Consider the following 11,651-nt stretch of genomic DNA (forward strand, 5'->3'; position numbering starts at 1 on the left):
CGGACTGGATTAGAATGCCTGAGTGGTGCCGCAAGGCAAATGTAGGCGCTTGTCTATGAGTGAAGGAGTGGTGCTTTGAACAACAACATGTTTTCGAAAGCAGCAGTGTGGCTGGTTATCGCACTGGTGCTGTTTACGGTGTTCAAGCAGTTCGACAAGCCCCGTGTCCAGGAAGGCGTTTCGTATTCGCAGTTCATGGACGACGCGAAAAGCGGCAAGGTCAAGAGCGTGATCGTTCAAGGGCGCAACCTCACGGTGACGCCTGCCGACGGTCAGAAGTATCAGATCGTGTCGCCGGGCGACATCTGGATGGTCGGCGACCTGATGAAGTATGGCGTGCAGGTCAGCGGCAAGGCGGATGACGAGCCGAACGCGCTGGTGTCCGCGCTGTATTACCTCGGGCCAACCATTCTGATCATCGGGTTCTGGTTCTACATGATGAGACAGATGCAGGGAGGCGGGAAAGGCGGTGCCTTCTCGTTCGGTAAATCCCGTGCGCGTCTGATCGATGAGAACAACAACGCAATCAACTTCTCGGATGTCGCCGGCTGCGACGAGGCCAAGGAAGAAGTGTCCGAACTGGTCGACTTCCTGCGCGATCCGCAGAAGTTCCAGAAGCTGGGCGGTCGCATTCCACGCGGCGTGCTGCTGGTCGGTCCGCCGGGAACCGGTAAGACGCTGCTCGCGCGCGCTATCGCGGGTGAGGCGAAGGTACCGTTCTTCAGCATTTCCGGTTCGGACTTCGTCGAAATGTTCGTCGGTGTAGGTGCGGCTCGCGTGCGCGACATGTTCGAGCAGGCGAAGAAGCATGCGCCTTGCATCGTGTTCATCGACGAAATCGACGCGGTTGGCCGTCATCGTGGCGCCGGTATGGGCGGCGGCAATGACGAGCGCGAGCAGACGTTGAACCAGATGCTGGTCGAGATGGACGGCTTCGAGGCGAACTCGGGCGTGATCGTGATTGCTGCAACGAACCGTTCGGACGTGCTGGACAAGGCGCTGCTCCGTCCGGGCCGTTTCGACCGTCAGGTGTACGTCGGTCTGCCCGATATCCGTGGTCGCGAGCACATCATGAAGGTGCACCTGCGCAAGGTGCCGATCGCGAACGACGTCGACGCGGCAGTGATCGCGCGTGGGACGCCGGGCTTCTCGGGCGCCGATCTGGCGAACCTCGTGAACGAAGCGGCGCTGTTCGCCGCGCGTCGCGGCAAGCGCATCGTCGAAATGCAGGACTTCGAGGACGCGAAGGACAAGATCTTCATGGGTCCGGAGCGCAAGTCGGCCGTGATCCGCGAAGACGCGAAGCGCGCGACGGCTTACCACGAATCGGGCCATGCGGTGATCGCCAAGCTGTTGCCGAAGGCGGACCCGGTGCACAAGGTCACGATCATCCCGCGCGGCCGTGCGTTGGGCGTGACGTGGCAGTTGCCGGAGCACGACAACGAAACGTATTCGAAGGATTACCTGCTCGACCGTCTGGCCATCCTGTTCGGCGGACGCGTGGCGGAAGAGTTGTTCCTGAACCTGATCAGCACGGGCGCATCCGACGACTTCAACAAGGCGACGGCCACGGCGCGTGCCATGGTGGCTCGCTTCGGCATGACGGACGCGTTGGGACCGATGGTCTACGTCGACGACGAGAACGACGCGTCGCCGTTCGGCCGGGGCTTTACGCGCACCATTTCGGAAGCGACGCAGCAGAAGGTCGACGCGGAAATCCGTCGCGTGCTGGACGACCAGTACAACCTCGCAAGGCGTCTGCTCGACGAGAACCGCGACAAGGTCGAGGCGATGACCGCCGCGCTGATGGAGTGGGAAACGATCGACGCCGATCAGATCAACGACATCATGGCTGGCCGTCCGCCGCGCTCGCCGAAGAGCTCGCCGTCGCCTGGCGATGCATCATCGGGTGGCAGCAGCCCCGGCGCGGAAGTGAAGCCGGGCAGCGCGACCGCACCGGCTACCTGATGATCGGTTAAAGGTGTTTTACGGGCCGGTGTGTTTTCACACCGGCCCGTTTTCATTTCTAATGCTGTCTAATCGCGATGCAGACGTTTCGCGATCGTCCCTAATCCTTCGCCTTTGTCGTACGGTCCAGTCTCGTGTCAAACGCCCATTCCCCGCTTTATCCCATTCCCGAGCCGATGCAATGCGGCCGTTTCACCTTTACGTTCGAACGTCCGCTCGTGATGGGCATTCTGAATGTGACGCCCGATTCGTTTTCCGACGGCGGTCTGTATGCGGAGCCCAGCAAGGCGCGGCGGCAGGCGGAACTGATGCTGGCCGAAGGCGCCGACATCATCGACATCGGCGGCGAGTCGACGCGGCCCGGCGCGCCGCCCGTACCGCTCGAAGACGAACTGGATCGCGTGATCCCGCTCGTCAAGGAACTGAGCGACGCAGGCATTCCCGTGTCCGTCGACACGTATAAACCTGAAGTTATGCGCCATGCGCTGGCAGCCGGCGCTGATCTGATCAATGATATCTGGGGCTTCAGGATGCCCGGCGCGATCGAAGCGGTGAAGGACAGCCAGTGTGGTCTGTGCGTGATGCATATGCTCGGCGAACCGCAGACGATGCAGGCCGGCGAGCCCGCCTACGCGGACGTGGTCGCGGAGATTCGCGCCTTCCTCGACGAACGTGTCAATACGCTCATGGGCGCAGGTGTTGCAAAAAATCGTATCTGCGTCGATCCAGGATTCGGATTTGGCAAGACGGTCGAGCATAATTACGCGCTGCTCGCTCACTTGCCTGAGACCGCACCTATAGTCGGCACGCCGCTGCCGATTCTCGCGGGCATGTCGCGCAAGTCGATGCTCGGCGCCGTCGTGCAGCGGCCGCCGCAGCAACGCGTGGTGGCGAGTGTCGCGGCGGCCGTGTGCGCGGCTGAACGGGGAGCGGCGATTATCCGCGTGCATGACGTCGAGCAGACAGTGCAAGGACTACAGGTATGGGCAGCGATGCGCGACGCGGCGCTTCGCGGCTGATTTCCACGGGTGGGAGGACAATTCCAATATGGCACGTCGATATTTCGGAACGGATGGGATTCGGGGCAAGGTCGGCGAAGCGCCGATCACGCCTGACTTTGTGCTGCGGCTCGGCTATGCAGCCGGCAAGGTGCTCGCGGGCGCCGACACATGGGCGAATACGGGCAAGCGGCCTACGGTGCTGATCGGCAAGGACACGCGTGTCTCGGGCTACATGCTCGAAGCGGCGCTGGAATCGGGCTTCTCGGCGGCGGGCGTCGACGTGATGCTGGCGGGACCGATGCCGACGCCGGGTGTCGCGTATCTGACGCGCGCGCTGCGTCTTGCGGCGGGCGTCGTGATCAGCGCATCGCACAATCCGTACTACGACAACGGCATCAAGTTCTTCTCCGCCGACGGCAACAAGCTGCCGGACGAAGTCGAACTGCAAATCGAGGAGCAACTGGACAAGCCGCTCGATTGCGCGCCGTCCGAGCGCCTTGGCAAGGCGCGACGTCTGGACGACGCGGCAGGCCGTTACATCGAGTTCTGCAAGAGCACCTTCCCGCAAGCGTTCGATCTGCGCGGCATGAAGCTGGTCGTCGATTGCGCGCACGGCGCTGCGTACGACGTCGCGCCGCAGGTGTTCCATGAGCTCGGCGCGGACGTGATCACGATCGGCGTGTCGCCGAACGGCTTCAACATCAACGACGGCGTCGGCGCGACGGCACCCGACGCGCTCGTGCGTGCGGTGCGCGCGAACAAGGCCGATTTGGGCATTGCGCTCGACGGCGACGCCGACCGCCTGCAGGTCGTCGACGCGAACGGGCGGCTCTACAACGGCGACGAGCTGCTGTACGTGCTGGTGCAGGACCGGATCGCGACGCAGGGCAAGGTCGAAGGCGCAGTCGGTACGCTGATGACCAATATGGCTGTCGAAGTGGCGCTGAAGAAGGCGGGCGTGCAGTTCGTGCGCGCCGCCGTCGGCGACCGCTACGTGCTGGAACAACTGCGCGAGCATGGCTGGGAGCTGGGCGCGGAAGGCTCGGGCCACATCCTGTCGCTGGATCGCCATTCGACGGGCGACGGCATCGTTTCCGCGCTGCTGGTGCTGGCAGCGATGCAACGCAGCGGCCGTTCGCTCGAGCAGCTGCTCGAAGGCGTCAATCTGTTCCCGCAGAAGCTGATCAACGTGCGGATGCAGCCGGGCGCGGACTGGAAGAGCAGCGACGCGATCCGTCGCGCGATCAGCGAGGCGGAGGGCGCGCTCGACGGCAGCGGTCGCGTGCTGATTCGCGCGTCGGGCACCGAGCCCGTCCTGCGCGTGATGGTCGAGGCTGCGCAGGAAAAGGACGCCGTGCGCCACGCCGAAACGATCGCCGACGTCGTCAAGCAGGCGACGACCTGATCGCGACAACAGCGTTTCAACGACGAGAAGGGCGGCGCTATGCCGCCCTTTTTTACGCGCCGTTCCATTGCGCGCCAGAGCCCGCAAACGTTCGCGACAGGCCAATTTCAAGCGAAAACCATCCATTCAAAGCGCATCTGCTTCTGTAGTAGAAACCCTTAGATAGCGCCTTTCACGGCCGTAATAAGACTGTCACGGGAAGTTCACGGCAAGTCACATGACTGTCACAATGGGCCACTATTCTTCGCGGTGTCGTTGCACACGCTCACAACCACGGAGAAAACATGAAACTGATGCAAACCGCGTTCGCTGGCATGGCTGGCGCTCTCTTCGCGATCGCAGCGCAAGCCGCCGATATCACCGGCGCGGGCAGCACCTTTGCAGCACCGATCTACACGAAGTGGGCAGATGCTTACCAGAAGACGGGCGGCGGCAAGGTCAACTATCAGGGCATCGGCTCGTCGGGCGGCGTCAAGCAGATCGTCGCGAAGACGGTTGACTTCGCGGGCTCGGATGCTCCGTTGAAGGACGACGAACTCGCCAAGGAAGGCCTGTTCCAGTTCCCGACGGTGGTCGGCGGCGTGGTGCCCGTGATCAACGTGCCGGGCGTGAAGGCTGGCGAAATCACGCTGTCGGGTGAAGTGCTCGGCGACATCTACCTGGGCAAGGTCAAGAAGTGGAACGACCCGGCTATCGCCGCGCTGAACCCGAAGGTCAAGCTGCCGGATACGGACATCGCCGTGGTCCGCCGCGCAGACGGCTCGGGCACGAGCTTCATCTGGACGAACTATCTTTCGAAGGTCAACCCCGAGTGGAAGTCGAAGATCGGTGAAGGTTCGACGGTCAACTGGCCGACGGGCACGGGCGGCAAGGGCAACGACGGCGTGGCGGCATTCGTGCAGCGTCTGCCGGGCGCGATCGGCTATGTGGAGTGGGCGTACGCGAAGCAAAACCACATGACCTACGTCGACCTGAAGAACTCGGCTGGCACGGTGGTCGAGCCGAAGACGGAAACGTTCAAGGCAGCGGCAGCCGGCGCAGACTGGTCGAAGTCGTTCTACCAGATCCTCACGAACGAGCCGGGCAAGAACGCATGGCCGATCGTCGGCGCGACGTTCGTGCTGCTGCACACGACGCAGGAAAAGGGTCCGCAAGGCGCGGAAACGCTGAAGTTCTTCGACTGGGCGTTCAAGAACGGCGGCCAGGCCGCGAACGATCTCGACTACATCACGCTGCCGGAATCGGTCGTGTCGGAAATCAAGACGCAGTGGAAGGCCAAGGTCAAGGACGCATCGGGCAAGGCGCTTGCCGAGTAATCCTCGACTTGCAGCAACAGCGGGTAAAAGCAGCAAGCACCGCGCGCATGACATCTGGATGATGCGCGCGGGCCGGCCGCCCGGCTTCGGTGAAGCCCGGCGGCCATCGTTCTGGCCGCCTGGCATACGCCATGCGGCAACCGGAAACAGGTTTATCAGCTCCCATGTCCGACCTCCCTCTCACTTCTGACGCGGCCCGGTCGACTCCGCCCGGAAGCACGACGCAGAAAGCGCCCAGCCGCGCGGGCGACGTCATTTTCGGCGGCATTGCGCGGCTTTCCGCCATCGTCACGCTACTGCTGCTTGGCGGCATCATCGTGTCGTTGATCGTCGCTTCGCTGCCGACGATCCAGAAATTCGGCCTCGCTTTCCTGTGGACGGCCGACTGGGATCCACCTTCCGAGCAGTTCGGCGCGCTGGTGCCTATCTACGGCACGATTGCGACGTCGATCATTGCACTCATCATCGCGGTGCCCGTGAGTTTCGGCATCGCGCTTTTTCTGACCGAACTCTCGCCCGCCTGGCTGCGCCGGCCGCTCGGCATCGCGATCGAGCTGCTCGCCGCGATTCCGTCGATCGTCTACGGCATGTGGGGCCTGCTCGTGTTCGCGCCGATCTTCGCCGAGTATTTCGAAAAGCCGCTCGGCAAGCTGCTCGGCGGCATGCCGATCATCGGCGCGCTGTTCAAGGGTCCGCCCATCGGCATCGGCATTTTGTGCGCGGGTGTCATTCTCGCGATCATGATCATTCCGTACATCGCATCGGTGATGCGCGACGTGTTCGAAGTCACGCCCGTGCTGCTGAAGGAATCGGCGTACGGCATCGGCTGCACGACCTGGGAAGTGATGTGGAGGATCGTTCTTCCGTTCACGAAGACGGGTGTGATCGGCGGCGTGATGCTCGGTCTTGGCCGCGCACTCGGCGAGACGATGGCCGTCACGTTCGTGATCGGCAACACGAACCTGCTCGACAATGTGTCGCTGTTCTCGCCGGGTAACAGCATTACGTCGGCGCTCGCGAACGAGTTCGCGGAAGCCGCGCCCGGCCTGCATACGGCCGCGCTGATGGAACTCGGTCTGATCCTCTTCGTGATCACTTTCGTCGTGCTGGCGATTTCGAAGATCATGCTGTTACGCCTCGAGAAAGGGGAGGGCGCGAAATGAGCCAGTCCTCGTTGAACATGCCGGGCAGCACCGACAGCGCCGCGCTCGAAGCGATGCGCACCCGGCTGCAAAAGCGCCGCAAGGTCACCAATGCGATTGCGCTGACCATGTCGCTCGCGGCAATGGCGTTCGGCCTTCTCTGGCTGGTGTGGATTCTCTACACGACGCTGCGCCTCGGTGTCGGCGGTCTGTCGGTCGAACTGTTCACGCAATCGACGCCGCCGCCCAACACGGACGGCGGCGGTCTCGCGAACGCGATCGTCGGCAGCCTGATGCTGGTCGTGATCGCCACGTTCGTCGGCACCCCCATCGGCATCATGGCGGGCGTGTATCTCGCCGAGTACGGCCAGAAGGGCTGGCTCGCGAGCATCACGCGCTTCATCAACGACATTCTGCTGTCGGCGCCGTCGATCGTCGTAGGTCTGTTCGTATATGCGCTGGTCGTCGCGAAGATGGGCCATTTCAGCGGCTGGGCGGGTGTGGTCTCGCTCGCGCTGCTGCAGATTCCCATTGTGATCCGCACGACGGAGAACATGCTGAAGCTCGTGCCGAACGCACTGCGCGAAGCAGCCTTCGCGCTCGGCACGCCGAAGTGGAAGATGGTGCTGTCGATCACGCTGAAGGCCTCGGTGGCGGGCATCGTGACGGGCGTGTTGCTGGCCATCGCGCGTATTGCCGGCGAAACGGCGCCGCTGCTGTTCACGGCGCTGTCCAATCAATTCTTCACGCTGGACATGAATCAACCGGTTGCGAACCTGCCGGTCACGATCTTCAAGTTCGCGATGAGCCCGTTTGCGCAGTGGCAATCGCTCGCGTGGGCCGGCGTCTTCCTGATCACGCTCGGAGTGTTGGGACTCAACATTCTCGCGCGTACGATCTTCTCGAAAAAGTAAGGGCGGAGCGATCCGATGAACATGGCAGAAAGTCACCTGAATCCCGTCGAACGCCCGGCGGTACCCGCCGGTTTCGACCCGGCGCAGAGCGGTCAAGCGGCAGCGCCCTCGCGTCCGAAGATCGAAGTCAACAACCTGAACTTCTTCTACAACAAGTATCACGCGCTGAAGAACATCAACCTGCAGATTCCCGAAGGCAAGGTGACCGCGTTCATCGGTCCGTCGGGTTGCGGCAAGTCGACACTGCTGCGCACGTTCAACAAGATGTACGCGCTCTATCCAGAGCAGCGCGCCGAAGGCGAAATCCTGATGGACGGCGAAAACCTGCTCACCACGAAGCGCGACATCTCGCTGCTGCGCGCGCGTATCGGCATGGTGTTCCAGAAGCCGACGCCGTTCCCGATGTCGATCTACGACAACATCGCGTTCGGCGTGAAGATGTTCGAAACGCTGTCGCGCTCGGAGATGGACGATCGCGTCGAATGGGCGTTGACCAAGGCGGCGCTGTGGAACGAAGTGAAGGACAAGCTGGGCCAGAGCGGCTACGGTCTGTCGGGCGGCCAGCAGCAGCGTCTGTGCATCGCGCGCGGCATTGCAATCCGTCCGGAAGTGCTGCTGCTCGACGAACCGTGCTCGGCGCTCGACCCGATTTCGACGGGTCGCATCGAAGAACTGATCGCGGAGCTCAAGAGCGACTATACGGTGGTGATCGTCACGCACAACATGCAGCAGGCGGCGCGTTGTTCGGACTACACTGCCTATATGTACCTGGGCGAACTGATCGAATTCGGCGACACCGAAAAGATCTTCATCAAGCCGGTCCGCAAGGAAACGGAAGACTACATCACGGGCCGCTTCGGCTAAGCGCTGAGCGCACGAGCTTAGGGAGTACGACATGTCCGACAAACACCTGTCCAGCCAGTTCGACGCCGATCTGAACGCCGTGTCTTCGAAGGTGCTCGAAATGGGTGGCCTCGTCGAGGCGCAGATCGTCGCCGCGATGAACGCGCTGAACGAATTCGACATCGGTATCGCCGACCAGGTGATCGCCGCCGAAGACCGTCTGAACCAGATGGAAGTCGAGATCGACGAAGAGTGCAGCAACATCATCGCGCGGCGCCAGCCGACGGCGCGCGACCTGCGTCTCGTGATGGCGATCTCGAAGACCATCACGAACCTCGAACGCGCCGGCGACGAAGCCGAGAAGATCGCCAAGCGCACCAAGCGTCTGTCGGAAGACGGCGCATCGCGCACGATCAACATCGCCGAGATCAAGCTGTCGGGCGATATGGCCGTGAGCATCCTGCGCCGCGCGCTCGATGCGTTCGCGCGCCTCGACACCGTGGCCGCCGCGCAGATCGTGCGCGACGACAAGGCGATCGACGAGGAATTCCGCGCGTTCGTGCGCAAGCTGATTTCGTACATGACGGAAGATCCGCGCCTGATCTCCGTGGGGCTCGACTTCCTGTTCATCGCGAAGGCGATCGAGCGGATCGGCGATCACTCGAAGAACATCGCCGAGTTCATCATCTACGTGGTGAAGGGCACGGACGTACGCCACATGGGCCGCGACGCGCTCGAACGCGAGGCGCTCAGCTGATCCGTCTGACGCACAGGCCAGACTTTTACACCGCATACCGTTTATCAAGAGGCGCCGATGCCCAGCAGTATTCTCGTTATCGAAGATGAACCCGCTATTTCCGAGCTGATCTCGGTCAACTTGCAACACGCGGGCCATTGTCCGATTCGTGCGTACAACGCCGAACAGGCGCAGAACCTGATCAGCGATGTGCTTCCCGATCTCGTGCTGCTCGACTGGATGCTGCCGGGCAAATCGGGCATCGCGTTCGCACGCGACCTGCGCAACAACGAGCGCACCAAGCACATTCCCATCATCATGCTGACGGCGCGCGGCGACGAGCAGGACAAGGTGCTCGGCCTCGAAATCGGCGCTGATGATTATGTGACGAAACCGTTTTCGCCGAAAGAACTGATGGCGCGCATCAAGGCGGTGCTGCGCCGCCGCGCGCCGCAGTTGACGGAAGACGTCGTCGCGATCAACGGGCTGAAGCTGGATCCGGCCACGCATCGCGTCGCGGCTCACGCGGAAGGCAACGAGATCAAGCTCGATCTGGGTCCGACGGAGTTTCGCCTGCTGCACTTTTTCATGACGCATCCGGAGCGCGTGCACAGCCGCACGCAACTGCTCGATCAGGTGTGGGGCGATCACGTGTTCGTCGAAGAGCGCACGGTCGACGTGCACATCAAGCGTCTGCGCGCCGCGCTTAAACCCGCCGGCTGCGATGCGATGATCGAGACGGTGCGCGGCAGCGGCTATCGGCTGGCCAAAAGCGCATAAGGTAAACTGATCGAAAAACGCGAAGCGCGCTGCGGCATCTCAACGCAGCGCGCTTTGTTGTCTCTGTAGTCTTCGGATTTGTCTTCAAGGTTGCAGGAACGCATGAACATCATCTGGGCGCGGTCCCTGGTATCGCTTGTGCTCCTCGCTGTGCTATGCGCGGCAGTCGGTGTGTTCGTCAGCACCAAGGCGGCGTTGACGCTCGCCGTGCTCGCGTTGCTCGCGCAAGGCATTTTCAGCACGTTTCACAAGCAGCGGCTGTGGCGTCTGCTCGACGCGCCGGTGTATGGCGAGGTGCCGAGCGCGCCGGGCATCTGGGGCGAAATCTACTACCGGTTGCACAAGCTCGCGAAGCGCTGGCACGCGCAGGTGCGTCAGGTCGAGCAGCAGCACTCGCGTTTCATTCAGGCGATCCAGGCGTCGCCGAACGGTGTTGCTATGCTCGACGATCATGATCAGATCGAGTGGTGCAACGCGATCTCCGAAGAGCACTTCGGCCTCGATGCGAAACGCGATCTGCGCCAGCACATCACGCATCTCGTGCGTCATCCCGACTTTGTCCGCTACCTGAATTCGCATCATTACGAAGAGATGCTGATCATGCGCGGGATGGGCGACAAGCGGCAGAACGTGATTTCCGTGCAGGTGTTTCCTTATGGCGAGAACCGCAAGCTGGTGCTGTCGCAAGACATTACCGAGCTTGAACGCACGGACGCGATGCGTCGCGACTTTGTCGCGAATGTATCGCACGAGCTGAAGACGCCGTTGACGGTTTTGTCCGGCTTTCTCGAAACGATGCGCGAGTTGCCGCTCGACGAGAGCGAGCGCGTGCGTTATCTCGATCTGATGATGCAGCAGGCGCAGCGGATGCAGCATATCGTCAGTGATCTGCTCGTGCTCGCGACGCTGGAGGGCGACAACAAGCCGCCTAGCAATCAGATGGTCGATATGCGCGCGGTGTTGCGACATTTGCAGGACGATGCGCAGAGTCTTTCTGGCGAACGTCATCGGATTTCGTTCGATGCTGATGAGGCGCTGACCGTGACGGGCGTCGAGTCTGAAATCCTCAGCGCGTTTGGCAATCTCGTGACGAATGCGATTCGTTATACGCCCGACGGCGGGTCGATTGGGGTGAGTTGGCATGCGCAAGGCGGGCAGGCGGTTTTCTCCGTTACCGATAGCGGGCTCGGGATTCCTGCTGCGGATATTCCGCGATTGACTGAGCGGTTTTATCGGGTTGATCGGAGTAGATCCCGGGATACGGGTGGCACCGGGCTTGGGCTGGCTATCGTCAAGCATGTGCTGCAGCGGCATGATGCGCAGCTTGAGGTTAAGAGTGAGGAAGGGCGGGGGAGTGTCTTTACTGTGCGGTTTCCTGTTGCGCGGACCGCGCGGTTGCAGTCGAATGCGGCGTAAGGGTTTGGTTTTTTTGTGTTGTCTGCGACGCTGTTTGGTTTTTTTGGATTTTCGCTGGCATCCGCATTTTGCCTTCGTGCTTCACGCGTTGCCCCTGTGCGGGGCGGCACCTACTTTTCTTTGCCGCCGC

At 62.0% G+C, this 11,651-nt stretch carries 10 protein-coding genes; all 10 read left to right on the forward strand.

The annotated features are described in order from the left end of the window. Nucleotides 1-75: 75 nt before the first annotated feature. Nucleotides 76-1,968, forward strand: a complete 1,893-nt coding sequence (ftsH, locus tag KFO72_RS30930) for an ATP-dependent zinc metalloprotease FtsH (RefSeq protein ID WP_054934175.1) — start codon at nucleotides 76-78, stop codon at nucleotides 1,966-1,968. Between the two features lie 176 nt (nucleotides 1,969-2,144). Continuing rightward, nucleotides 2,145-2,987, forward strand: coding sequence for a dihydropteroate synthase (gene folP, locus KFO72_RS30935; RefSeq protein ID WP_060601655.1), 843 nt, complete (start codon nucleotides 2,145-2,147; stop codon nucleotides 2,985-2,987). Nucleotides 2,988-3,015: 28 nt separating this feature from the next. After that, on the forward strand, nucleotides 3,016-4,374 hold the full coding sequence (glmM, locus tag KFO72_RS30940; RefSeq protein WP_176053922.1) for a phosphoglucosamine mutase: 1,359 nt from the start codon (nucleotides 3,016-3,018) through the stop codon (nucleotides 4,372-4,374). Between the two features lie 284 nt (nucleotides 4,375-4,658). Next, on the forward strand, nucleotides 4,659-5,690 hold the full coding sequence (gene pstS, locus KFO72_RS30945) for a phosphate ABC transporter substrate-binding protein PstS (protein WP_054934178.1): 1,032 nt from the start codon (nucleotides 4,659-4,661) through the stop codon (nucleotides 5,688-5,690). A gap of 164 nt (nucleotides 5,691-5,854) precedes the next feature. Further along, a complete protein-coding gene (gene pstC, locus KFO72_RS30950; RefSeq protein WP_060601652.1) occupies nucleotides 5,855-6,853 on the forward strand; it encodes a phosphate ABC transporter permease PstC in 999 nt (332 codons plus the stop codon). Further along, nucleotides 6,850-7,746: a phosphate ABC transporter permease PstA gene (gene pstA / locus KFO72_RS30955; RefSeq protein ID WP_060601650.1), complete on the forward strand. Its 897-nt coding sequence runs from the start codon at nucleotides 6,850-6,852 to the stop codon at nucleotides 7,744-7,746. The genes pstC and pstA overlap by 4 nt, the downstream gene beginning before the upstream one ends. A 15-nt stretch (nucleotides 7,747-7,761) precedes the next feature. Continuing rightward, nucleotides 7,762-8,610: a phosphate ABC transporter ATP-binding protein PstB gene (gene pstB, locus KFO72_RS30960; protein ID WP_205973840.1), complete on the forward strand. Its 849-nt coding sequence runs from the start codon at nucleotides 7,762-7,764 to the stop codon at nucleotides 8,608-8,610. 31 nt (nucleotides 8,611-8,641) lie between these two features. Further along, nucleotides 8,642-9,346 (forward strand): phosphate signaling complex protein PhoU, encoded by a 705-nt coding sequence (phoU, locus tag KFO72_RS30965; protein WP_054934193.1) that lies wholly within the window; start codon nucleotides 8,642-8,644, stop codon nucleotides 9,344-9,346. A gap of 57 nt (nucleotides 9,347-9,403) precedes the next feature. Continuing rightward, nucleotides 9,404-10,105 (forward strand): phosphate regulon transcriptional regulator PhoB, encoded by a 702-nt coding sequence (gene phoB / locus KFO72_RS30970; RefSeq protein ID WP_007748110.1) that lies wholly within the window; start codon nucleotides 9,404-9,406, stop codon nucleotides 10,103-10,105. A 102-nt stretch (nucleotides 10,106-10,207) separates the two neighbouring features. Further along, nucleotides 10,208-11,521 carry a phosphate regulon sensor histidine kinase PhoR gene (gene phoR / locus KFO72_RS30975; RefSeq protein ID WP_054934194.1) on the forward strand — a complete coding sequence of 438 codons (1,314 nt, stop codon included), beginning with the start codon at nucleotides 10,208-10,210 and terminating at the stop codon, nucleotides 11,519-11,521. The last annotated feature ends 130 nt before the right edge of the window (nucleotides 11,522-11,651 follow it).

It is taken from the genome of Paraburkholderia sp. XV, assembly GCF_020177535.1.
GTDB classification, from domain to species: Bacteria; Pseudomonadota; Gammaproteobacteria; order Burkholderiales; family Burkholderiaceae; genus Paraburkholderia; species Paraburkholderia caribensis.

What these genes read in the sequence shown, in the direction of transcription:
- folP (WP_060601655.1), top strand. Translation starts at nt 2,145, where the DNA reads ATGCAATGCGGCCGTTTCACCTTTACGTTCGAACGTCCGCTCGTGATG.
- glmM (WP_176053922.1), top strand. Translation starts at nt 3,016, where the DNA reads ATGGCACGTCGATATTTCGGAACGGATGGGATTCGGGGCAAGGTCGGC.
- pstS (WP_054934178.1), top strand. Translation starts at nt 4,659, where the DNA reads ATGAAACTGATGCAAACCGCGTTCGCTGGCATGGCTGGCGCTCTCTTC.
- pstC (WP_060601652.1), top strand. Translation starts at nt 5,855, where the DNA reads ATGTCCGACCTCCCTCTCACTTCTGACGCGGCCCGGTCGACTCCGCCC.
- pstA (WP_060601650.1), top strand. Translation starts at nt 6,850, where the DNA reads ATGAGCCAGTCCTCGTTGAACATGCCGGGCAGCACCGACAGCGCCGCG.
- pstB (WP_205973840.1), top strand. Translation starts at nt 7,762, where the DNA reads ATGAACATGGCAGAAAGTCACCTGAATCCCGTCGAACGCCCGGCGGTA.
- phoU (WP_054934193.1), top strand. Translation starts at nt 8,642, where the DNA reads ATGTCCGACAAACACCTGTCCAGCCAGTTCGACGCCGATCTGAACGCC.
- phoB (WP_007748110.1), top strand. Translation starts at nt 9,404, where the DNA reads ATGCCCAGCAGTATTCTCGTTATCGAAGATGAACCCGCTATTTCCGAG.
- phoR (WP_054934194.1), top strand. Translation starts at nt 10,208, where the DNA reads ATGAACATCATCTGGGCGCGGTCCCTGGTATCGCTTGTGCTCCTCGCT.